The following is a 21,761-nucleotide window of genomic DNA, read 5'->3' on the forward strand; positions in this document are numbered from 1 at the left end:
CGGCGGCTGGGTTGCTGCTGCGCGGGTTGCAGCAAGGCGTCGCCAGCGGTCGCTCGGCCGACGAAATATCCCCGTAGCTCTTTCGATATGCACCGGTTGTCGGCACAATTCGCCTCCACTTTTTGGGGGGAGCAGCCTTTGCTCTCCGTTGGCCGACCTTGCATGGGGCACCGAAATGATCAAAACGCCGTACTACCTGATCGACAAACAGAAGCTGCTGGGTAATCTCGAGAAGATCGCCTACGTGCGTGAACATTCCGGTGCCAAGGCGCTGCTGGCGCTCAAGTGCTTCGCCACCTGGTCGGTATTCGACCTGATGCAGCAGTACATGGACGGCACCACCTCATCGTCGCTCTACGAGCTGAAGCTCGGCCGGCAGAAGTTCGCTGGCGAGACTCACGCCTACAGCGTGGCCTGGGCCGATGACGAAATCGAAGAAATGGTCGCCAACTGCGACAAGATCATCTTCAACTCCATCGGCCAGCTTGAGCGCTTTGCCGCCGGTACCGAAGGCACCATTCGCGGCCTGCGCGTCAACCCGCAGGTGAGCAGCTCCGACTACCTGTTGGCCGACCCGGCCCGGCCGTTCAGCCGCCTGGGCGAGTGGGACCCGGTCAAGATCGCCGGGGTGATGGATAAGATTTCCGGCTTTATGTTCCACAACAACTGCGAGAACGGCAGCTTCGAGCTGTTCGACCAGATGCTGACCACCATCGAGGAGCGCTTCGGCCACCTGCTGGAGCAGGTCGAGTGGGTCAGCCTGGGTGGCGGCATTCATTTCACCGGCGAAGGCTACCCGCTGGATCAGTTCTGCGCGCGGCTCAAGGCGTTCTCCGAACGCTTTGGCGTGCAGGTGTATCTGGAGCCGGGCGAAGCCGCGATCACCCTGAGCTCCTCGCTGGAAGTCACGGTGCTCGACACCCTGTTCAATGGCAAGAATCTGGCCGTGGTCGACAGCTCCATCGAAGCGCACATGCTCGATCTGCTGATCTACCGGCTCAACGCCAAGATGGAACCCTCAGGCGGCGAACACACCTACATGGTGTGCGGTAAATCGTGCCTGGCCGGCGACATCTTCGGTGAGTACCAATTCGACCGTCCGCTGACCATCGGCGATCGTCTGTCGTTTATCGACGCAGCGGGTTACACCATGGTCAAGAAGAACTGGTTTAACGGCCTGAAAATGCCGTCCATCGTGGTGAAACAGCTCGACGGCAGCGTCGAGGTGGTTCGCGAATTTGGCTTTGACGACTACCTGTCCAGCCTCTCGTAGGCGGCAGAAAGGAGAGATAAAGAAATTGAAGAAGAATGTTCTGATCATTGGTGCAGGAGGTGTCGCCAAGGTGGTGGCCCACAAGTGCGCGCAGCACAACGACGAACTCGGTCGTATTGCTATCGCGTCGCGCAACATCTCCAAATGCCAGGCCATCATCGACAGCGTTCAAGCCAAAGGCAGCCTCAAGCAGCCGGCTGAAATCAAGGCCTATGCCCTGAATGCGCTGGATATTGAAGCAACCAAGGCGCTGATTCGCGAAACCGAATCGCAGATCGTCATCAACGTGGGTTCGTCCTTCCTCAATATGTCGGTGCTACGCGCCTGCATCGAGACCGGCGTGGCCTACCTCGACACCGCCATCCACGAAGAACCGGGCAAGGTCTGCGAAACGCCGCCTTGGTACGGTAACTACGAGTGGCAGCACCTGGCCGAATGCCAGGATAAAGGCATCACCGCGATCCTCGGCGTCGGTTTCGACCCAGGTGTGGTCAATGCCTACGCTGCGCTGGCGCAACAGCAGTACTTCGACACGATCGAGTCGATCGATATCCTCGACGTCAACGCCGGTTCCCACGGCAAGTACTTCGCCACCAATTTCGATCCGGAAATCAATTTCCGTGAATTCACCGGCCAAGTCTGGAGCTGGCAGAACAGTCAGTGGACCAGCAACAGCATGTTCGAGGTCAAGCGCACCGACGACCTGCCAGTGGTCGGCGAGCAGAACCTCTACCTGACCGGGCATGACGAAGTGCATTCCCTGTCCCAGCACCTGAACGTGCCCAACGTGCGTTTCTGGATGAGCTTCGGCGAGCACTACATCAACGTGTTTACCGTGCTGAACAGCCTCGGCCTGCTCTCCGAGCAACCGGTGAAAACCGCCGAAGGCCTCGACGTCGTGCCGCTGAAAGTGGTCAAGGCCGTGCTGCCTGATCCGAGTTCACTGGCCCCAGGCTACAGCGGCAAAACCTGCATTGGTGATCTGGTCAAAGGCACCAAGGACGGCAAGCCGGCCGAGCTGTTTATCTACAACGTTGCCGACCACAAGGACGCCTTTGTCGAGACCGACAGCCAGGGCATTTCCTACACTGCTGGTGTGCCGCCGGTCGCTGCTGCACTGCTGGTCGCCCGTGGTGATTGGGATGTGGCGCGCATGGCCAACGTTGAAGAGCTGCCGGCCGAGCCGTTCCTCAAACTGCTCGATGTAATGGGCCTGCCGACCCGCATCAAGGACGCCAATGGCGACCGTCCCTGGGATCAAGCCCTCTGATTGGCTGCGCGTCGGCCCTGCTGCGTTAAAAACAGGCTCAGAATGCTCATGTACAAAAGTACACTCCGCTTCTTCGCCTGTTTTTGCCTTGCAGGACTCTAGCTCGCTCAATCAGCCTAACGCCCGCCATTTTGGTGGGCGTTTTGCTTTCTGGCCCGTGGGAGGGGCTTTAGCCGCGACGTGGCATCGATGTGCGCCGCGCTTCCCGCCCGTGGCTTTTCACGCGACAATCAACCCCTATCGACACGCCCCCCAACGTCGGGTGCGTGCTACGGCGACTCCGTGAGGAAACCAGCATGAGCAGCAACGATCGCGTCATTATTTTCGATACCACCCTGCGTGACGGCGAGCAGAGCCCCGGCGCGTCCATGACCGGTGAAGAAAAGCTGCGCATCGCCAAGGCTCTGGAGCGCCTCAAGGTCGATGTGATCGAGGCTGGTTTTGCCATCGCCAGCCCGGGCGACTTTGCCGCGGTCAAGGCGATTGCCGACAGCATCAAGGACAGCACCGTGTGCAGCCTGTCGCGAGCGCTGGATGCCGATATCGACCGCGCCGCCGAAGCGCTCAAGGGCGCCAACTCCGGGCGTATCCACACTTTTATCGCCACCAGCCCGATTCATATGCAGTACAAGCTGCGCATGCAGCCGGATCAGGTGGTCGAGCAGGCCGTGCACGCGGTCAAGCGCGCGCGCAATCTGTGCAGCGATGTCGAGTTCTCCTGCGAGGACGCCGGCCGTTCGGAAATCGATTTCCTCTGCCGCATCATCGAAGCGGCCATCGATGCTGGCGCGCGCACCATCAATATCCCCGATACCGTCGGCTACGCGATTCCGCACCAGTACGCCGAGACCATTCGTCAGCTGCTCAACCGCGTACCCAACGCCGACAAGGCGGTGTTCTCCGTGCATTGCCACAACGACCTGGGCCTGGCCGTGGCCAACTCCCTGGCGGCGGTGGTCGCTGGTGCCCGTCAGGTCGAGTGCACCATCAACGGCCTCGGTGAGCGCGCCGGTAACGCCGCGCTGGAAGAGATCGTCATGGCGATCAAGACCCGCGAAGATCTGCTCGGCGTGCACACCCGCATCGACACCCCGCATATCCTCAGTACCTCGCGCATGGTCTCCGGCATCACCGGTTTTCCGGTGCAACCGAACAAGGCCATCGTCGGCGCCAACGCCTTTGCCCACGAGTCGGGCATTCACCAGGACGGCGTGCTCAAGCACCGCGAAACCTACGAGATCATGTCGGCGCAGTCGGTCGGCTGGCACACCAACAAGCTGTCGCTGGGCAAATTGAGCGGGCGTAACGCCTTCCGTTCGCGCCTGGACGAGCTGGGCATCACCCTGGCCGGCGAGGCTGAACTGAACGCCGCGTTCGCCCGCTTCAAGGACCTGGCCGACAAGAAGCACGAAATCTTCGACGAAGACCTGCAGGCGCTGGTCTCCGACACCCTGGCCACGGATGCGCCGGAGCACTTCAAGCTGGTCACCCTGGAAGTGGCGAGCAAGACCGGTGAAGTGCCGCAGGCCAAACTGGTGGTCAGTGTCGACGGCGTCGAGCAGCATGCCGAGGCCCAGGGTTCCGGCCCGGTGGATGCGACCTTCAAGGCCATCGAGTCGATTGCCAGCTCGGATTCTAGCCTGCAGCTGTACTCGGTGAATGCCATCACCCAGGGCACCGACTCCCAGGGCGAGGTGACCGTGCGCCTGGAGAAGGCCGGGCGCATCGTCAATGGCAATGGGGCCGACACCGATATCCTGGTGGCGTCCGCCAAGGCCTATATCAATGCCTTGAACCTGATGCAGGCCGGGCAGAAGGCGCATCCACAGGTGGCTGACGTTTGATCAACGAGCAGCTACGGCGCGCCTACCTGAGCGCCATGCAGGTCACCAGCTGGTTGCCGCGAGTGGAGCTGCCTTTCGCCGCACCGTCGCGGCCGCAGTTGTTACAGCCACTTAGCGCGTCAGAACCGCCAGCTCCGCCGCCTGCGCTTGCACCTGTGCAGGTCGCTGAAGTCGCGCCGGCCTATGCGGCACCGAACCCTGTGCCGGCTCCCGTGCCACTGGAAGCACGGCCGAAAATCGAAGTGCCACGACCCGCTGCCGTGCAACGCAACGCCAGCCCTGCGCCGACCGAGGCTGCCGATGAACGCGTAGTGACCAAGGTCGCCGCCGTGGCACCGCCACGCTTTGCCCTGCAACTGCTGCGCGCCGGTGCCTGCGCGGTGCTGGTCGAGTTGCCCACCGGCGAGGCGTTGCAAGGGCGCGACCCGGCTTATCTGCTACTCAAGGATTTGCTGCGCGCCGCCGGCCTGCCCGATAGCCCGCAACTGGTCGGCGAACCCGTGCGTTGGCCGCTGCTGGTGCGTGGGCAGATGGATCAGGGGCCACAGGCGGCGCTGGAGTTCGTGCAGAGCTTTGTCAGCGCGCGCCTGGAAGACCAGCCGCCGTGCAGTTGTTTGTGGCTGGTCGGCTTGCCGGCGATTCGCTTTGCCGGTGACGCCGATGCCGATGCCTACAACCGCGAATTGCAGGTGGAAGGCCTGGGGGCCGCCTGGGCGCTGCCTGGCCTGGAATTACTGATGGACGAGCCGCAGCGCAAGCGCGAGCTGTGGCAGGCCATGCGCCGCGTGCGGCAACGCTGGCTAGCAGGCTCTTGAAAACTACCTGCGTTGTCGACACTGCGTTAAAAGTGACCTCGAAGTGCTCATTTACTGCAGTAAACTCCGCCTTCTCGGCCACTTTGACCAGCCTTAGGCTGTTAGTGCCTTGCGCCTTGTCTCGGCTACCTCGCCTACGTTTTCAACAGCCTGCTGAGTCAACCTGAATGAGTGATGCGATCAGTTTTCGCCCGATGACCGAGGCGGATATCGATACCGTGCTGAAGATCGAATACGCCGCCTTCAGCCACCCCTGGACCCGTGGCATCTTTACCGACAGCCTGAAGTCCTACAAATGCTGGGTGATGTTCGAAGGCCAGCAGCAGGTCGGTCATGGCGTGATCCAGGTGATCATGGACGAGGCCCATCTGCTCAATATCACCGTCAAGGCCGAAAGCCAGGGCCGAGGTTTGGGCTTGAAACTGCTCGAGCACCTGATGCAGCAGGCTCAGCAGCAGGGGGCCAATGACTGCTTTCTGGAAGTGCGCGCGAGCAACCAGGTGGCTTACCGTCTGTACGAGCGCTACGGCTTCAACGAAGTCGGCCGCCGCCGCGATTACTACCCGGCTGTCGGTGGGCGCGAGGATGCGCTGGTGATGGTCTGCCCGTTGTTCGATTGAACCCGGCCCGCGCCTCAGGCTAACCCTACGCCCGCCAACCAGCGGCCGGAGTGTCGGTGATTCTGGCGCGTTTGGCTTTGAGTATCCCCGCTGTGATCACGTACCCTCTGTGGCATAACAACAAGAGGGGCGACCATGCACGATGTGATAGTGGTGGGGGCGGGGATCTCCGGGTTGACCGCGGCCTGGCGGCTGGCGCAGGCCGGCAAGCAGGTCAAAGTACTGGAGGCCAACGCGCGAGTGGGTGGGCGCACCCTTAATCATCGGTTCGCCTCAGGTGATGTGGTCGAGGTGGGCGGGCAGTGGGTTGGCCCGACTCAGGATCGTATTCTCGGGTTGCTCGCTGAGCTGAACCTGCAAACCTTCCCGCTGTGGAACCAGGGCGACAACCTGACCCTGTTCGGCGGCGTGCTGAAACCCTACCGCGGCACCATCCCGCGCTTCGCCCCGCATGTACTGTTGGATGTCGCCCAGGCGCAGTGGCGGCTGGACCGCTTAGCGCAACATATCCCCCTCGATGATCCCGCCCAGCATGCCAAGGCTGCGCAGTGGGACCGCATCAGCTTTGCCCAGTGGATCGACCGCAACCTGCACACCGCCCATGGCCGCAAGGTGTTCGAGTTGCTCAGCGGCGCGGTGTTTGCCGCCAGCGCGCAGGAGCTGTCGTTTCTGCATGTGCTGTTTTACATCAAGAGCGGCACCGACCTGGACACCCTGCTCGGTGTTGATAAAGGCGCGCAGCAGGATCGCATTGTCGGCGGTAGCCAGCGCATCTGTGAGGAACTGGCCGCGCGCCTGGGCGATGCCGTGCAACTGGCGCAACCGGTGCGCGCCCTGCGTCAGCATGCCGAGCATGTCGATTTGCTCACTGACAGCGGCAGCCATTCGGCGCGGCGGGTGATCTTTGCCGTACCGCCGACCCTGCTGCTACGCATCACCCAGGAGCCGCTGTTGCCGGGTTGGCGCGACCAGTTGCTGCAACGCCAACCGCAGGGCGCGGTGATCAAATGCATGGCGCACTACGCCACGCCGTTCTGGCGTGAGCGCGGCTTGTCCGGCCAAGCCACCAGCGAAAGCGGGCCGGTGCGCCTGACCTTTGACAACAGCCTGCCGGGCTCACCGCGCGGCGTGCTGATGGGCTTTATCGAAGGCGATGAGGCGCGCCACTGGAGTGCGCAACCGGCCGCGCAACGCCAGGCGGTGGTGCTGGAATGTTTCGCCCGTTATTTCGGCAGCCGCGCGTTGCAGCCCATCGACTATGTCGACAAAAGCTGGATGGACGAGCCGTTTGCCCGTGGCTGTTACGCGGCGCTGTTTCCACCGGGTTTGTGGGGCAATGGCGCGGCGCGTTTGCGTGAGCCGTTGGGGCGTCTGCATTTTGCCGGCACGGAAACCGCCACGCGCTGGATGGGCTACTTCGATGGCGCGGTGCAGGCGGGCGAGCGCGCCGCCCGTGAGGTGTTGGACTGTTGACCCGATTGGCGAGTGGCGGCGGCCTTATCGGTCGCTGCACTGGCTGATCTGCGCGGCCATACTGCCGCATCGTTTGCCCAAGGATGTTGTGATGCGTGTGCTCTGTAGCCTGTTTGCCCTCTGCCTGTGCAGCTCCAGCCTGACCCTGGCCGCCGAGCGCAGCTTTACCATTCTGCACACCAATGACTGGCAGTCGCGGCTGCTCGGCTTTGGCCCGAATAACGAATACACCCCGGCCACTGTCGGCGATGACGACACGGTCGGCGGCGTGGCGCGTCTGGCCACCTTGCTTGAGCAGCGCCGCGCCGCCGCCGGCGAGCAAGCGGTATTGCTGCTCGATGGCGGTGATTTCAGCATGGGCACACTGTTTCATACCGTGACCCGCGAAACCGGCGGCGAGCTGCGCCTGATGAGCGAGCTGGGTTATGACGCCGCGACCCTGGGCAACCACGAATTCGATTTTCGCCCAGCCGGCCTGGCCGCGATGATCAGCTCGGCGCACCAGGTCAAGGGCGAGGCGCTGCTGCCATTGCTGTCGAGCAACCTGGGCTTCGATCCGACGCGCAAGGAAGACGACAGCCTGCAGGCCCACTACGAAGCCGGGCGCATTGCGCCGTACAAGTTGATCGACAAGGGCGGCATCCGCTTCGGCCTGTTCGGTTTGCTCGGCAACAATGCGGTAGCGGTCAGCCCGATGATCAAACCGGCGACCTTTGCCGATCCGCAGGCAACCGCCAAGGCCATGGTCGCCAAGTTGCGCGCGGAGGGTGCCGAGGTGGTCATCCTGCTTTCGCACATGGGTGTGGTGCAGCAGGAGGACGGCAGCTGGCGCGGCGAGGAGGTCGAGCTGGTCGAACAGGTGCCGGGTATCGATATCGTTGTTGGCGGCCATTCGCACACCGCGCTGGCCCAGCCGGTGCTGGTCAACGGGCGCACGCCGGTGATGCAGGCCGGTTCGGAAATCCAGCACCTGGGCGAGTTGCGCATGCGCCTGAGTGACGACGGCAAGCCACAGGTGATCGACTACCAACTGCACCCGATCAACGACCAGATTGCCGGCAAGGCCGCCATCACTGCTCAGGTCGAGGACTTCAAGCAGGTGGTCAGCGAACAGATGCTGGCGCCCAAGGGCTATGCCTTCGATCAGCCGCTGGCCAAGGTCGACAAGACCCTGACCCGTGCGTATGACGATCCGATTCTCGCCAACCTGGTCACCGACGCCCTGCGCCAGGCTACCGGCAGCGATGTGTCGTTTACCGGCAATGGCACCATCCGCGACAACATGATCAAGGGCCGCAATGGTGTGCAGGCGGTGTCCGACCTGTTTCGCATTGCGCCGCTGGGTGTGGGCGAGCTGGACAACGCGCCGGGCTACCCACTGATCAAGGTGTACGTTACCGGCCAGGAGCTGAAGAACCTGCTTGAAGTGCTGTTGCTGGCGTATCAGCTGCGTGAAAGCAAAAGCTATTACCCGCGCGTGTCGGGCCTGCGCTTTGCCTATAACCCCTGGCGCGTGCCGTTTGACCGGGTCAGCCGCATCGAACTCGGCGACCCCAGCAAGGGCTATCAGGCACTGGACCTGCAGGACGAGCGGCTCTACAGCATCGGCGCGACCAGTTATGTCGGCAGCTTTACCTGGCTGGTCAGCGACCTGACCAAGGGCGTGCTCAGTGTGCAGCCCAAGGATGCCCAGGGCCGGCCGCTGGCGGCGATCAAGGACGCGATCATTGACGCCGACTCCGCGCAAGCCGGTGTACAGGAGTACAAGGAGTGGCAAGGCCTGCTCGCGCATATCCGCAGCCTGCCGGACACCGATGGCGATGGCCTGGCCGATATCCCCACCACGGGCGCGGCCGCCGAGCAGCGCATGTTGCGCGAGCCCAGCCTGCACCCGCGGGCCTTGTATCGCTATGCCGGGCCGTTGCAGTGGGGCGTCAGCCTGGTGCTGCTGGCAGGTGTGCTGCTGATGCTCTGGCTGCTGCGCCGCCGCCGTGCCTGAGCGGGCTACTGTGATTGAGAGCCGCGCGTGCTTGTCAAAAGCCCGCAGCGCTCCTATGGTGCGCATCGACGAATCAGGAGCCGGGTGGCCTGTGTGGCTAGTTCAGCTAGCCCATTTCGGTGTCTGCGGCGCTGATACTGCGTTGCCGCTCCTCGCCATAGCCCGCTATGACTCGTCGCGTCGCCTTGTCTGAGCGCCTCAGTCATCCGAACTTGGGCTACCCAACTAACCGTACAGGCCACTAGCCATGAGCGATCTACAACACCTCTTCGACAACAACGCACGTTGGGCCGAGGCGATTAAAGAGGAAGATCCGGAGTTCTTCGCCAAACTGGCCAAGCAACAGGTGCCGGAATACTTGTGGATCGGCTGCTCCGATGCGCGGGTGCCGGCCAACGAGATTGTTGGCCTGCTGCCGGGCGATCTGTTCGTCCATCGCAATGTCGCCAACGTGGTGCTGCACACCGACCTCAACTGCCTGTCGGTGATCCAGTACGCGGTCGATGTGCTCAAGGTCAAACACATCCTGGTCACTGGCCACTATGGCTGCGGCGGCGTGCGCGCCTCGATGCAGGACGGCCAGCTCGGTTTGATCGACGGCTGGCTGCGCAGCATTCGTGACTTGTACTACGAGCACCGCGAGCACCTGGCGCTATTGCCCACTGAAGAAGAGCAGGTTGATCGGCTCTGCGAACTCAACGTGATCCAGCAGGTGGCCAACGTCAGCCACACCACCATCATCCAGAACGCCTGGCATCGCGGTCAGCCGTTGGCGGTGCATGGCTGCATCTACGGGATCAAGGACGGCCGCTGGAAGAGCCTCAACGTCACCGTCAGCGGTATGGAACAACTGCCGCCGCAATACCGCCTGCGGCCACTCGACCAGAGTTGAGGCATGCGCGACTCTGCCCGTTTCGCGATTATCGGCCTGCTGCTGGCGACCCTCTGCTGGTCTGGCAATGCCCTGGTGGCGCGGGCCTTCGCCGGAGAGATACCGCCGTTTGCCCTGTCGTTCTGGCGTTGGAGCCTGGCTTTGGTGCTGTTGCTGCCTTTCGTGGCCAGGCCGCTGTGGCGGCATCGCGCGCAGGTTCGCACGGCCGGCTGGCGGCTGCTGGTGCTCGCCGGGGTCGGCATCGCTGGCTATAACAGCCTGCTCTACAGCGCGGCGCAAAGCACCGCGGCGATCAATCTCACCCTGGTCAATACCTGCCTGCCGCTGATGACGTTTATCGGCGCTGGCCTGCTGCTCGGTGAGTGGCCGCAGCGAAGCGCCTGGTGGGGTATGGGCCTGGCGGCGGTGGGGCTGCTGGTGCTGATCAGCAAGGGCAGCTGGGCTAGCGTCAGCGCCCTGGCCTTTAATAAGGGTGATCTGATCATGCTGCTGGCGGTGGCGGATTGGGCGCTGTATTCGCTGCTGCTCAGGCGCTGGGCGACACATCTGCTGCCGATCCCGCCGCTGGCCTTGCTCGGCATGCTGATGCTGCTCGGCGTGCCGCTGATTCTGCCGTTTTATCTGTATGAGCTGGCCCAGGGCGCGCACTTCAGCCTGACGCCGCGCAACCTCGCCGCCATTGGTTACACGGCGGTGTTTGCCTCGCTGGTCGCTTATCTGGCCTGGAACCACGCCATCCGTGTGCTGGGTGCTGCCAAGGCGGCGCTGTCCAACTACCTGATGCCGGTATTTACTGCGGTATTGGGATGGCTGTTGCTGGGGGAGGGTTTGCAGGGCTATCACTGGCTGGGCGCGTTGCTGATCTTCGCCGGCTTGCTATTAGCTAGCCGCAAGGCGCTCAAGGCTGCCTAGCAGCGGCGCAGGACGGCGTTACGGCGCGATAAGTTGCAGATTGCTCAGCATAAACTTCGTGGCGACAGTCCAGGCAATAAAGCCCAGTACGCCGAGCGCGGTATAGCCGATCACGATGCCCAGGGCGATCTGCTTCCACAGCCCAGCGTATTGCGCCCGCGGATTGCCGCTCTGCAGCGGCCGTTCGCGTTCAGCGCGGATTTCTTCGAAAGCGTTTTTCACCTGTTCTCTCCGCTGTTGGTGGGCTTACTGCGCAGTCTTGTAAGGCTTGAGCGAATCAAACCAGACGGGATCCAGTTGCTGAACGTCGGTGTCCATGCCGAGGGCCAGCATGGCTTCCTGGTGCTGGTTGATCTCCGCGACTAGCTGGATAAGCTCACCGGAATTACCGTCCAGCTGGTGCATCTGCGTGAGGCCCAGGTGATAGAAACGCAGCAGCTTCATCGCCGCCTGATCCTGCGCCGCTATAGCGGTTTTGACGTGGTGCATGACGTTGGTGATGCTCATCAGCCGGCGCTTCAGTTGCCAGCCATAGACGGCCGCCGCCATCCAGGGACGCCGCCAGAACTGCCCGCGCACCAGAGCGATGGTCAGCAACAGCGCGCTAAGAACGCCGCCGAGGTTCCAGCGAAAGTTATCGCCCCCCGGCTCGCCGAACAGCATCACGCTGCCAGTCGACAGCAGCATGGCCAGCAGCAGAAAGAGCAACACAATGATCACGCTGCTGCGGCGCGTTTGCCGTCGGTACTCTTGCGGGTTCAACTGCGTGATCTCGAACATCACGGCCACGGGACTCCTCTGCGAAACGGGTAAAAATCTGCGGCGCATTATCACCCGTCGGCGGCACGCTGGCGCGATTAACTGGGCCGAGGTCAGTGGCTGTAAAAACAGCAGGCAACAAAAAAGGGCTTAGCTTTCGGTAAACCCTTGTTTTGTTTGGTGGCTACGCAGGGACTTGAACCCCGGACCCCAGCATTATGAATGCTATGCTCTAACCAGCTGAGCTACGTAGCCGAGTGGCGCGCATTATTCGCGTCTTGGGGTTGGCTGTCAACCCTGTTGAGTGAAAATTTCTGCGCGCGATCAAGCGCTTAGACGTTAAAGCGGAAATGCATGACGTCGCCGTCTTTAACGATGTAGTCCTTGCCTTCCAGGCGCCATTTGCCGGCTTCCTTGGTGCCGGCTTCGCCCTTGTACTGGATGAAATCGTTGTAGGCGATGACTTCGGCGCGGATAAAGCCTTTTTCGAAGTCGGTGTGGATCACGCCAGCAGCCTGCGGGGCGGTGGCACCGACGCGGACGGTCCAGGCGCGGACTTCTTCGACACCGGCGGTGAAGTAGGTCTGCAGGTGAAGCATTTCGTAGCCGGCGCGGATTACGCGATTGAGGCCGGGCTCTTCGAGGCCCAGGGCTTCGAGGAACATGTCCTTCTCTTCACCATCATCGAGCTCGGCGATTTCCGCTTCGATCTTGTTGCACACCGGCACCACGACGGCACCTTCTTCGTCGGCAATGGCGCGTACGACGTCGAGCAGCGGGTTGTTGTCGAAGCCGTCTTCGGCGACGTTGGCGATGTACATCACCGGCTTGGTGGTGAGCAGGTGGAAGCCGCGGATCACCGCTTTCTCGTCGCTGCTCATGTTCTTCATCAGGCTGCGCGCGGGCTTGCCTTCGGTGAAGTGAGCGATCAACTGCTCCAGCAGACCTTTCTGTACGACTGCGTCCTTGTCACCGCCCTTGGCGTTGCGGCTGACTTTCTGCAGCTGCTTCTCGCAGCTGTCGAGGTCGGCGAAGATCAGTTCCAGGTCGATGATCTCGATATCGCGCTTGGGATCGACGCTGTTGGACACGTGAATCACGTTTTCGTCTTCGAAGCAGCGCACCACGTGGGCGATGGCGTCGGTCTCGCGGATATTGGCGAGGAACTTGTTGCCCAGGCCTTCACCTTTCGATGCGCCAGCAACCAGGCCGGCGATATCGACGAATTCCATGGTGGTCGGTAGGATGCGCTTGGGATTGACGATGGCCGCCAGCGCCGCGAGGCGCGGGTCGGGCATCGGCACGATGCCGCTGTTCGGCTCGATGGTGCAGAACGGGAAGTTCTCTGCCGCAATACCGGATTTGGTGAGGGCGTTGAACAGGGTGGACTTGCCGACGTTGGGTAGGCCGACGATGCCGCAGTTGAATCCCATGATGTGTCCCTCGCGCGAATGGCGGTAAAGAGTTAAGAGGTGGCTTTCTGGCTGTGCAGCTTGTGCATCGCCTTGCTCCAGTCGCCTGCGAGCATTTCCGGCAGTACGCTGAGGGCGAAGTCGATGCTGGTATCCAGCAGCTCCTGTTCGCTGCGCGGGGCGCGGCCGAGGACAAAGTTGGAGACCATGCTGCTGTGCCCGGGATGGCCGATGCCAAGCCGCAGGCGGTAAAAATTATTCTGATTGCCGAGCTGGGCGATGATGTCGCGCAGTCCGTTATGTCCGCCGTGCCCGCCACCCTGTTTGAGTTTGGCGACGCCGGGGGGCATGTCGAGTTCGTCGTGGGCCACCAGAATGGCTTCTGCGGGAATGCGGAAGAAATTCGCCAATGTCGCTACGGCCTGGCCGCTGCGATTCATAAAGGTGGTGGGGATCAGCAAGCGAACATCGCGGCCCTGATGGCTGAATTTGCCAACCAGGCCAAAATACTTTTTGTCGAGGCTCAGGTTGATACGCTGGCTGTCGGCCAGGCGCTCAACGAAAAGGGCCCCTGCATTATGCCGGGTCTGGTCGTATTCAGGGCCGGGGTTACCCAGGCCAACGATCAGTTGTACGGCAGTCATGTCAGGAGCCCTTTGCTGGAAATAGCCCGGCAGAATCGCATGCCGGGCTGGTTTCCGACGCTGCGAGGATTACTCGGCAGCGCCTTCGTCTTTAGCAACGCGGGAGGCGTGGATGTTAGCCACTGCCAGGTCGTTACCGTGAGCCAGTGCAACCAGCTCAACGCCTTTCGGCAGTTTCAGGTCGGCCAGGTGAACGATCTGACCGACTTCAACGGCAGCCATGTCGACTTCGATGAATTCCGGCAGGTCTTTCGGCAGGCAGGAAACTTCTACTTCAGCCAGTACGTGGGAAACTTCGCCACCTTGCTGCTTCACGCCAACCGAGGTTTCCTGGTTGATGAAGTGCAGAGGTACGTGAGCGGTCAGTTTCTGGCCAGCGACAACGCGAACGAAGTCAGCATGCAGCACATAGCCTTTGGCCGGGTGACGCTGCAGGGCTTTGATGATCACGCTTTCGTTGCTGCCGGCGACGTTCAGGCTCAGCACGTGGCTGTAAGCTGCGTCGTTTTCCAGCAGTTTGGCCAGTTCTTTGGCCAGCAGGCTGATCGATTGTGGAGCTTTTTCGCCACCGTAGATTACGGCAGGAACCATGGCAACGTTACGACGCAGGCGGCGGCTCGCACCTTTCCCCAGGTCGGAACGCACTTCGGCATTCAGGGCAAATTCAGTCATTTCACTTCTCCAAAATAACCAAACCGTCCGTTACGCTTGCGACCAGCGACGGGACGGTTGGTTGAAAAGCCTTGCCGTCAGGGCAGGGCGTTTGCGCTCAGGGCGTATTCCGAATTAACGGAACATCGCGCTGATCGATTCTTCATTGCTGATGCGGCGTACCGCTTCAGCGACTACCGGGGCGATATCCAGTTGGCGAATACGCGAACAGGATTGCGCGGCGGCGGACAGCGGGATGGTGTTGGTCACCACCAGCTCGTCGAGTACGGATTTCTCGATGTTTTCGATCGCGCGGCCAGACAGTACAGCGTGCGTGGCATAGGCGAAGACTTTGGACGCGCCGTGTTCTTTCAGCGCTTTGGCCGCGTGGCACAAGGTGCCGGCAGTATCGACCATGTCGTCGACCAGGATGCAGGTGCGGCCTTCCACGTCACCGATGATGTGCATCACTTCGGAGTGGTTGGCTTTCTCGCGGCGCTTGTCGATGATCGCCAGGTCAACACCCAAGGACTTGGCCACGGCGCGAGCACGCACCACGCCGCCGATGTCTGGGGAGACGATCATCAGGTTTTCAAAGCGCTGGTCTTCGATATCGTCCACCAGTACTGGGGAGCCGTAGATGTTGTCTACCGGGATATCGAAGAAGCCTTGGATCTGATCCGCGTGCAGGTCGACGGTCAAAACCCGGTCGATACCTACTACGGTGAGCATGTCAGCCACGACTTTGGCGCTAATGGCCACGCGAGCGGAGCGCGGACGGCGATCCTGGCGGGCATAGCCGAAGTAGGGGATGACTGCAGTAATTCGGGTCGCTGAGGAGCGGCGGAAGGCGTCGGCCATCACTACCAGTTCCATCAGGTTGTCGTTGGTTGGCGCGCACGTCGGTTGAATCAGGAAGACGTCTTTACCGCGGACGTTTTCGTTGATTTCAATCATGATCTCGCCGTCGGAGAATTTACCGACAGAAGCATCACCGAGGGGAATATGCAGCTGACGTACGATACGTCGCGCCAGATCGGGGTTAGCGTTCCCCGTAAAGACCATCATCTTGGACACGCGCAGTACCTGCCGGCTGAGGGTATACCTGGATGGGTACAGAAAATGGCAGGGGCGGCTGGATTCGAACCAACGCATGGCAGGATCAAAACCTGCTGCCTTACCGCTTGGCGACGCCCCTGTATCCTGTGTAACCGAATGCTTTGAGTTGTGTATCCGCTCCAGGACGGAAATGGCAGGGGCGGCTGGATTCGAACCAACGCATGGCAGGATCAAAACCTGCTGCCTTACCGCTTGGCGACGCCCCTACTACCGTACAACTCTGTGCGCTTAATAACTAAGCGCTTGCATTCACTTCCTGACCAATGTTTCGAGCTTGCGGTGCAACATCGAAATGTTACGGCCTTGGGCGATAAAACTTGGCAAAGTGGCTGGAAGTTGGCGGGCGACTTTATCAGCATCGTCCTGGTTTGGGAAGCTCCCAAACACACAAGCTCCAGTGCCGGTTAATCTTGCGGGAACAAATTTGTTCAACAAGATCAAAGCGTTACGAACTTCTGGGTAACGCTTCTGGACCACCGGCTGGCAGTCGTTACGACCACCCCCCTCAAGAAGGCTGCGAACTTTAATGGGCGGCGTATCCCGTGTCAACTCAGGGTCGGAGAAAATTTCCGCTGTACTGACAAGCACTTGCGGAATGGCGACGAGAAACCAGGGTTCTGCCAGTTGCACCGGTTGCAGCTTTTCGCCGACACCTTCGGCAAAGGCCGCGCGGCCGCGCACGAACACGGGCACGTCGGCGCCCAGGCTCAAACCAAGGCTGGCCAGCTGGTCTTCATCGCAATCGAGTTGCCACAAGTGGGCGAGGCCGAGCAGGGTGGTCGCGGCATCCGAGCTGCCGCCGCCAATGCCGCCGCCCATGGGTAGGCGTTTATCCAACCAGATATCGGCACCTAGCGCGCAGTTTGCGTGCTGTTGCAGCAGACGGGCGGCGCGCACGATCAGGTTGCTGTCGTGGGGTACGCCATCGATGGGGCTGTGCAGGCGTATTTCGCCGTCCTGGCGCAGGGCAAAGCCCAGTTCGTCGGCGAAATCGAGAAACTGAAACAGGGTTTGCAGTTCGTGATAACCATCGGCGCGGCGGCCGAGGATATGCAGCATCAGGTTGAGCTTGGCCGGTGCCGGCAGAATCAGTTCGGCAGCGGCGGGGATTGCTGGTGCGGTCATTGGCCGAGCTGGCGCGGTTGCCAGTCCTTGATCACCAGGGTGACTTGCAGGTCGAAGCCGGTCAGCTTGATGCGCTCAGGCAGCCAGAAACCATTCTGCTCGGCGTAGCTCAGGTACTCGACGTACCAGCCGTCCTGGCTCAGTTGCGCCAGGTGGCTTTCGGCATCCAGATTCAGGCGGCTTTTGCTGTCCGGTGAAGGCAGGCCGCGAATCCACCAGAGCAGGTGTGAAACCGGTAGATTCAGGCCTAGCTGCTCTTGTAGTAGCTGTTCCGGCGAGGCGGCTTGGTAGCGGCCCTGGTTGGCTACTTCCAGGAGGATTTCCCCCGGTCGGCCGGTCAGGCGCGCTGCGCCGCGACCCAGTGGGCCAGACAAACGGATGTCGTAGTAGTCCTGGCGTTGCAGCCAGAACAGGGTGCCGCTGCCGGAATCCTTAGGGGCACGGATACCGACCTTGCCGTTGATCTGCCAGGCGTCGAGGCTGCTGATCTGCTGTTTGTGAGCCTGCCAGCGTTGCGGGTCGCCTTTGCCCTCGAGTGATTCGCGAGAGGTCAGGCCGGCGCAACCGGCCAGCAGAGTAATCAGGCTGAAAACGATCAGGTGGCGCGCAAGCATCAAAGCGTCTCTGCTCCGGTCAGGCGCAGCAAGGTGCTGCGCAGAATGGCACTGTCGGGTTGCTGTTTCAGGGCTTCGCGCCAGAGTTTGCGTGCTTCCTTCTGCTTGCCCTGGGCCCACAGCACTTCGCCCAAGTGGGCGGCGACTTCATGATCGGGGAATTCCTGCATGGCCCGGCGCAGCAGGCGCTCGGCTTCATCCAGGTTGCCCAGGCGGAAATTCACCCAGCCGAGGCTGTCGAGAATCGCCGGGTCTTCCGGGTTGAGCTGGTGGGCCTGCTCGATCAGCTGCTTGGCTTCGCTATAGCGGGTGGTGCGGTCGGCCAGGGTGTAGCCCAAGGCATTGAGGGCCATGGCGTTGTCCGGCTCGCGCTCCAGGATAAAACGCAGATCCTGTTCCAGTAGGGCCAGGTCGCCACGCTTCTCCGCCAGCATGGCGCGGGTGTAGAGCAGGTTGAGGTCTTCTGGGAACTGCTCCAGTGCCTGCTTGATCAGTTGCCAGGCGTGTTCGACGTCATTCTGGGTTGACCAGGCTTCCGCCTCGATCAGGTACAGCTGGATGGCGTAGTCGGGCTGGACTTCGCGCGCCTGGCTCAGGCGTTTGGCCGCTTCGGCACCGCGTTGCTGTTTGAACAGCAGCTCGGTTTGCCGCGCCTGGGCCGGTAGGTAGTCGTTGCCGGGGCCGACCATGGCGTATTCGATCAATGCGCTGGGTTGGTCGCCGAGCTCTTCATAGGCGCGCGCCAGGTTGTAGTGCGCCGCCTCGACATGGCTGCCGCGCTCGACCAGTTCTTCCAGGTAGACAATTGCCTCTTCCCAGGCTTCGGCTTCCAGGCAGACCAGGGCCAGGGAGAAGCGCAGGTCGTCGTCAGTGGGGTATTGCTGCAGCAATGAGGCAAACTCGCCCTTGGCGTCATTCAGGCGCTCTTCTGCCACCAGCAGGCGCGCGTAACTCAGGCGCAGGCGCTTGTCGTCGGGGTGTTGCTCGATGCCCTTTTCCAGCAGGGACAGGGCGTCGTCGTTGCGCTCAAGGCTTTGCAGCAGGCGCGCGTGCAGCAGAATCGAGGCGATAGGGCGGTCTTTGCGGGGTTGTTGCTCCAGCAGCTCAAGCGCTTCTTGCGAGCGACCATCCTGTTGCAGCAGCAGGGCTTTGCCGAACAGCAGCTGGCTGTTGTCCGGGTACTTGGCTTGCAGGCGATCGAAGCTTTGCAGCAGGCCGGCGCGGGTGTCCGGGTCGGTCTCGGCGGCAGACAGGGCGAGGAAGTCGAAATGGGTGTCGCCCTGACGCTGCAGCACGCTCTCCATAAAGGTCATGGATTCGTCATAGCGCCCGGCGCGGGCCAGTTGCACGGCGGCGGCGCGCTGGGCATCGATGTTCTCCGGCGCGTTCTTTGCCCACAGCAGGCTGGTTTCCAGCGCCGGCTGCTCGGCCCCCAGGTATTCGGCGATGCGAAAGCCGCGCTCGGCGACGCCAGCATCCTGGGTGGCATTGGCCTGTTGCACGTAGTTGCCCAGGGCAATGTCGAAGCGGTTGCGTTGCCCGGCCAGTTCGGCGATCAGCAGCGACAGCAGGGTTTCCTCGCTGAAGGTGCGATAAACCTTGGGCTGTTCCTTTTGCGCGAGAACGGCAGGGTCTTCCACCGGTGGCGTGCCATCCGGGGCAGTCGGAGCAAATGTCTGGCAACCGCTCAACAAGGCAGCGGCAGTCAGCAACGCGAAGGATCTATTCATAGGGGGAGTATGTGGCCAACCTGCGGTCAGGGCATCATGACACAAGCGCTGGGGCAAGCCCATGGGCTGCAATGATGCGGATTGAGAGATAAATCTGGCTATTGGGACAATCGGCCGCAGTGGTTGTTCTCGCTTTGCCGAAGTAGGACAATTGCCGGCTTCCACTCCCTGTCAGCGATCGTGCATGGCCTTTATTGCCCTCGGTATCAACCATAAGACCGCCTCGGTGGACGTCCGCGAACGCGTGGCTTTCACTCCAGAGCAGTTGGTTGAGGCATTGCAGCAGCTGTGCGAACGCACCAGTAGCCGCGAAGCGGCGATTCTCTCGACCTGCAATCGCAGCGAGTTGTACCTTGAGCAGGACAGCCTGAGCGCCGATGAGGTGTTGGCCTGGCTGGCCAATTATCACCGGCTAAGCCTAGAAGAGCTGCGCGCCTGTGCCTATGTTCATGCCGACGACGAGGCGGTGCGGCACATGATGCGCGTGGCATCCGGGCTGGACTCCATGGTCCTCGGCGAGCCGCAGATTCTCGGCCAGATGAAGTCGGCCTTTGCCGTGGCCCGCGAGGCCGGCACCCTTGGTCCACTGCTCGGGCGCTTGTTTCAGGCCACCTTCAGCACCGCCAAGACGGTGCGCACCGATACCGCAATTGGCGAGAATCCGGTGTCCGTGGCCTTTGCCGCGGTCAGCCTGGCCAAGCAGATCTTCGCCGATCTGCACCGCAGTCAGGCGCTGCTGATCGGTGCCGGCGAGACCATCAGCCTGGTCGCCCGCCATCTGCACGACCAGGGCATCAAGCGCATCGTGGTGGCCAACCGCACTCTGGAACGCGCCAGCAGCCTGGCTGAACAATTCGGCGCGCACGCGGTGCTGCTGTCGGAGATTCCCGACGAGCTGATCAACAGCGATATCGTCATCAGCTCCACGGCCAGCCAGCTGCCGATTCTCGGCAAGGGCGCGGTGGAGCGTGCGCTGAAGCAGCGCAAGCACAAGCCGATCTTTATGGTCGATATCGCCGTGCCGCGGGATATCGAGCCGCAAGTCGGTGAGCTGGATGACGTCTACCTGTATACCGTCGATGACCTGCATGAGGTGATCGCGGAAAACCTCAAGAGTCGCCAGGGCGCGGCCCAGGCCGCCGAAGAGCTGGTCAGCGTCGGCGCGCAGGAGTTTATGCAGCGCCTGCGTGAGCTGGCGGCGGTGGACGTGCTCAAGGCCTATCGACAGCAGGCCGAGCGCTTGCGCGACGAGGAGCTAAACAAGGCCCTGCGTCTGCTCAGTAACGGCAGTTCGGCCGAGGATGTGCTGGCGCAGATGGCCCGTGGCCTGACCAACAAACTGTTGCATGCGCCCAGCGTGCAGCTGAAAAAATTCTCTGCTGACGGCCGCGTCGATGCGCTGGGCGTGGCCCAAGAACTGTTTGCCCTCGACGAGGGCGCGCCGCCGGCTTCGACCCATAGCGGCTCGGCCAATAAATAAAGGTCTGCAATGAAAGCGTCACTGATCAATAAACTCGACCTGTTGCAGGATCGTTTCGAAGAGCTGACCGCGCTGCTCGGCGATGCCGAAGTGATCAGCAACCAGCCGCAGTTCCGCGCCTATTCCAAGGAGTACGCCGAGATCGAGCCGGTGTACCAGGCGTTCAGTGCGTTCCGCAAAGTCCAGGCCGACCTTGAAGGCGCGCAGGCGCTGCTGAAAGACAGCGACCCGGATATGCGCGAGATGGCCGAAGAAGAAGTCGCCGAGGCCAAGGAACAGCTGATCGAGCTGGAAGCCAGGCTGCAGCGCATGCTGCTGCCCAAGGACCCGAATGACGGCCGCAACGTGTTCCTCGAAGTGCGCGCCGGTACCGGTGGCGACGAGGCGGCGATCTTCTCCGGCGACCTGTTCCGTATGTATTCGCGTTATGCCGAGAAGCAGGGCTGGCGCGTTGAAGTGTTGTCGGCCAGCGAAGGCGAGCACGGCGGTTATAAAGAAGTGATTGCCCGGGTCGAGGGCGATAATGTCTACGGCAAGCTCAAGTTCGAGTCAGGCGCGCACCGCGTGCAGCGCGTGCCGGAGACCGAATCCCAGGGCCGCATCCACACCTCGGCCTGCACCGTCGCCGTGCTGCCTGAGCCGGATGAGCAGATGGCCATCGACATCAACCCGGCCGATTTGCGCGTGGACACCTACCGCAGCTCCGGTGCCGGCGGCCAGCACGTCAACACCACCGACTCGGCGATCCGCATCACCCACATTCCCACCGGTACCGTGGTGGAATGTCAGGAAGAGCGTTCACAGCACAAGAACCGCGCCAAGGCCATGGCCTGGCTGGCGGCGAAATTGAAAGACCAACAGGAAGCCGCCGCGCACAAGGAAATTTCCGACTCGCGCAAGCTGCTGGTGGGCTCTGGCGACCGTTCCGAGCGCATCCGCACCTACAACTTCCCGCAAGGGCGGGTCACCGATCACCGCATCAACCTGACCCTGTATTCGCTCAACGAAGTGATTGCAGGCGGCGTTGAGGCGATCATCGAACCGCTGCTGGTCGAGTACCAGGCCGATCAGTTGGCCGCGCTGGGCGATTGAGTCCTGCGGTGCGCCACGTAGGGTGGATGACGCTTTT

20 protein-coding genes and 3 tRNA genes are annotated in these 21,761 nt (G+C 61.8%); 11 read left to right on the plus strand and 12 right to left on the minus strand.

Features of this window, described 5'->3' with window-relative positions:
* The first annotated feature begins 175 nt into the window (after positions 1-175).
* From WBK23_RS15950 to WBK23_RS15990, 9 genes are all read left to right on the plus strand, one after another.
* Complete coding sequence (locus WBK23_RS15950) at positions 176-1,273, plus strand: carboxynorspermidine decarboxylase (protein WP_424484915.1); 1,098 nt, start codon at positions 176-178, stop codon at positions 1,271-1,273.
* Positions 1,274-1,298: 25 nt separating this feature from the next.
* A complete protein-coding gene (locus WBK23_RS15955) occupies positions 1,299-2,543 on the plus strand; it encodes a saccharopine dehydrogenase family protein (protein WP_424484916.1) in 1,245 nt (414 codons plus the stop codon).
* A 296-nt stretch (positions 2,544-2,839) separates the two neighbouring features.
* Entirely contained in the window at positions 2,840-4,387 is a 1,548-nt protein-coding gene (locus WBK23_RS15960) for a 2-isopropylmalate synthase (RefSeq protein WP_424484917.1), read from the plus strand.
* Positions 4,384-5,202: an energy transducer TonB gene (locus WBK23_RS15965; RefSeq protein ID WP_424484918.1), complete on the plus strand. Its 819-nt coding sequence runs from the start codon at positions 4,384-4,386 to the stop codon at positions 5,200-5,202. Before WBK23_RS15960 ends, WBK23_RS15965 begins: the two co-directional genes overlap by 4 nt.
* 167 nt (positions 5,203-5,369) lie before the next feature.
* Positions 5,370-5,822 carry a ribosomal protein S18-alanine N-acetyltransferase gene (gene rimI, locus WBK23_RS15970; protein ID WP_424484919.1) on the plus strand — a complete coding sequence of 151 codons (453 nt, stop codon included), beginning with the start codon at positions 5,370-5,372 and terminating at the stop codon, positions 5,820-5,822.
* A 135-nt stretch (positions 5,823-5,957) separates the two neighbouring features.
* Positions 5,958-7,295 (plus strand): flavin monoamine oxidase family protein, encoded by a 1,338-nt coding sequence (locus WBK23_RS15975; protein WP_424484920.1) that lies wholly within the window; start codon positions 5,958-5,960, stop codon positions 7,293-7,295.
* Positions 7,296-7,386: 91 nt separating this feature from the next.
* Complete coding sequence (locus WBK23_RS15980; RefSeq protein WP_424484921.1) at positions 7,387-9,294, plus strand: bifunctional metallophosphatase/5'-nucleotidase; 1,908 nt, start codon at positions 7,387-7,389, stop codon at positions 9,292-9,294.
* Between the two features lie 247 nt (positions 9,295-9,541).
* Complete coding sequence (gene can / locus WBK23_RS15985; RefSeq protein ID WP_424484922.1) at positions 9,542-10,186, plus strand: carbonate dehydratase; 645 nt, start codon at positions 9,542-9,544, stop codon at positions 10,184-10,186.
* Positions 10,187-10,189: 3 nt separating this feature from the next.
* Positions 10,190-11,098, plus strand: coding sequence for a DMT family transporter (locus WBK23_RS15990; protein WP_424484923.1), 909 nt, complete (start codon positions 10,190-10,192; stop codon positions 11,096-11,098).
* An 18-nt stretch (positions 11,099-11,116) separates the two neighbouring features.
* On the opposite strand, the gene WBK23_RS15995 is transcribed toward WBK23_RS15990, so the two are convergent.
* The 12 genes from WBK23_RS15995 to WBK23_RS16050 all read right to left on the minus strand — a co-directional run bounded on the left by WBK23_RS15995 (position 11,117) and on the right by WBK23_RS16050 (position 19,152).
* Entirely contained in the window at positions 11,117-11,320 is a 204-nt protein-coding gene (locus WBK23_RS15995; RefSeq protein ID WP_424484924.1) for a hypothetical protein, read from the minus strand.
* A 24-nt stretch (positions 11,321-11,344) separates the two neighbouring features.
* Complete coding sequence (locus WBK23_RS16000) at positions 11,345-11,878, minus strand: DUF3087 family protein (protein WP_424484925.1); 534 nt, start codon at positions 11,876-11,878, stop codon at positions 11,345-11,347.
* A gap of 157 nt (positions 11,879-12,035) precedes the next feature.
* A tRNA-Met gene (locus tag WBK23_RS16005) sits at positions 12,036-12,112 on the minus strand.
* A 77-nt stretch (positions 12,113-12,189) separates the two neighbouring features.
* Positions 12,190-13,290 carry a redox-regulated ATPase YchF gene (gene ychF / locus WBK23_RS16010; RefSeq protein WP_424484926.1) on the minus strand — a complete coding sequence of 367 codons (1,101 nt, stop codon included), beginning with the start codon at positions 13,288-13,290 and terminating at the stop codon, positions 12,190-12,192.
* A 32-nt stretch (positions 13,291-13,322) separates the two neighbouring features.
* Complete coding sequence (pth, locus tag WBK23_RS16015; protein ID WP_424484927.1) at positions 13,323-13,913, minus strand: aminoacyl-tRNA hydrolase; 591 nt, start codon at positions 13,911-13,913, stop codon at positions 13,323-13,325.
* Between the two features lie 69 nt (positions 13,914-13,982).
* On the minus strand, positions 13,983-14,585 hold the full coding sequence (locus WBK23_RS16020) for a 50S ribosomal protein L25/general stress protein Ctc (protein WP_424484928.1): 603 nt from the start codon (positions 14,583-14,585) through the stop codon (positions 13,983-13,985).
* Between the two features lie 114 nt (positions 14,586-14,699).
* Positions 14,700-15,641 (minus strand): ribose-phosphate pyrophosphokinase, encoded by a 942-nt coding sequence (locus tag WBK23_RS16025; RefSeq protein WP_090251437.1) that lies wholly within the window; start codon positions 15,639-15,641, stop codon positions 14,700-14,702.
* Positions 15,642-15,687: 46 nt separating this feature from the next.
* Positions 15,688-15,762, minus strand: a tRNA-Gln gene (locus tag WBK23_RS16030).
* A gap of 52 nt (positions 15,763-15,814) precedes the next feature.
* Positions 15,815-15,889 (minus strand) — tRNA-Gln (locus tag WBK23_RS16035).
* A 43-nt stretch (positions 15,890-15,932) separates the two neighbouring features.
* On the minus strand, positions 15,933-16,808 hold the full coding sequence (gene ispE / locus WBK23_RS16040; RefSeq protein WP_424484929.1) for a 4-(cytidine 5'-diphospho)-2-C-methyl-D-erythritol kinase: 876 nt from the start codon (positions 16,806-16,808) through the stop codon (positions 15,933-15,935).
* A complete protein-coding gene (gene lolB / locus WBK23_RS16045; protein ID WP_424484930.1) occupies positions 16,805-17,422 on the minus strand; it encodes a lipoprotein insertase outer membrane protein LolB in 618 nt (205 codons plus the stop codon). Before lolB ends, ispE begins: the two co-directional genes overlap by 4 nt.
* Positions 17,422-19,152, minus strand: coding sequence for a tetratricopeptide repeat protein (locus tag WBK23_RS16050; protein WP_424484931.1), 1,731 nt, complete (start codon positions 19,150-19,152; stop codon positions 17,422-17,424). The genes lolB and WBK23_RS16050 overlap by 1 nt, the downstream gene beginning before the upstream one ends.
* A gap of 184 nt (positions 19,153-19,336) precedes the next feature.
* Between WBK23_RS16050 and hemA the strand changes: the two genes are divergently transcribed.
* Both hemA and prfA read left to right on the plus strand, forming a co-directional pair.
* Positions 19,337-20,632, plus strand: a complete 1,296-nt coding sequence (gene hemA / locus WBK23_RS16055; protein WP_424484932.1) for a glutamyl-tRNA reductase — start codon at positions 19,337-19,339, stop codon at positions 20,630-20,632.
* Positions 20,633-20,641: 9 nt separating this feature from the next.
* A complete protein-coding gene (prfA, locus tag WBK23_RS16060) occupies positions 20,642-21,724 on the plus strand; it encodes a peptide chain release factor 1 (protein ID WP_341437027.1) in 1,083 nt (360 codons plus the stop codon).
* Positions 21,725-21,761: the final 37 nt, after the last annotated feature.

The sequence above is a fragment of the Pseudomonas sp. genome (assembly GCF_049653025.1).
Classification (GTDB): domain Bacteria; phylum Pseudomonadota; class Gammaproteobacteria; order Pseudomonadales; family Pseudomonadaceae; genus Aquipseudomonas.

What these genes read in the sequence shown, in the direction of transcription:
- WBK23_RS15950 (WP_424484915.1), top strand. Translation starts at nt 176, where the DNA reads ATGATCAAAACGCCGTACTACCTGATCGACAAACAGAAGCTGCTGGGT.
- WBK23_RS15960 (WP_424484917.1), top strand. Translation starts at nt 2,840, where the DNA reads ATGAGCAGCAACGATCGCGTCATTATTTTCGATACCACCCTGCGTGAC.
- rimI (WP_424484919.1), top strand. Translation starts at nt 5,370, where the DNA reads ATGAGTGATGCGATCAGTTTTCGCCCGATGACCGAGGCGGATATCGAT.
- WBK23_RS15975 (WP_424484920.1), top strand. Translation starts at nt 5,958, where the DNA reads ATGCACGATGTGATAGTGGTGGGGGCGGGGATCTCCGGGTTGACCGCG.
- WBK23_RS15980 (WP_424484921.1), top strand. Translation starts at nt 7,387, where the DNA reads ATGCGTGTGCTCTGTAGCCTGTTTGCCCTCTGCCTGTGCAGCTCCAGC.
- can (WP_424484922.1), top strand. Translation starts at nt 9,542, where the DNA reads ATGAGCGATCTACAACACCTCTTCGACAACAACGCACGTTGGGCCGAG.
- WBK23_RS15990 (WP_424484923.1), top strand. Translation starts at nt 10,190, where the DNA reads ATGCGCGACTCTGCCCGTTTCGCGATTATCGGCCTGCTGCTGGCGACC.
- WBK23_RS16000 (WP_424484925.1), bottom strand. Translation starts at nt 11,878, where the DNA reads ATGTTCGAGATCACGCAGTTGAACCCGCAAGAGTACCGACGGCAAACG.
- ychF (WP_424484926.1), bottom strand. Translation starts at nt 13,290, where the DNA reads ATGGGATTCAACTGCGGCATCGTCGGCCTACCCAACGTCGGCAAGTCC.
- pth (WP_424484927.1), bottom strand. Translation starts at nt 13,913, where the DNA reads ATGACTGCCGTACAACTGATCGTTGGCCTGGGTAACCCCGGCCCTGAA.
- WBK23_RS16020 (WP_424484928.1), bottom strand. Translation starts at nt 14,585, where the DNA reads ATGACTGAATTTGCCCTGAATGCCGAAGTGCGTTCCGACCTGGGGAAA.
- ispE (WP_424484929.1), bottom strand. Translation starts at nt 16,808, where the DNA reads ATGACCGCACCAGCAATCCCCGCCGCTGCCGAACTGATTCTGCCGGCA.
- lolB (WP_424484930.1), bottom strand. Translation starts at nt 17,422, where the DNA reads ATGCTTGCGCGCCACCTGATCGTTTTCAGCCTGATTACTCTGCTGGCC.
- WBK23_RS16050 (WP_424484931.1), bottom strand. Translation starts at nt 19,152, where the DNA reads ATGAATAGATCCTTCGCGTTGCTGACTGCCGCTGCCTTGTTGAGCGGT.
- hemA (WP_424484932.1), top strand. Translation starts at nt 19,337, where the DNA reads ATGGCCTTTATTGCCCTCGGTATCAACCATAAGACCGCCTCGGTGGAC.
- prfA (WP_341437027.1), top strand. Translation starts at nt 20,642, where the DNA reads ATGAAAGCGTCACTGATCAATAAACTCGACCTGTTGCAGGATCGTTTC.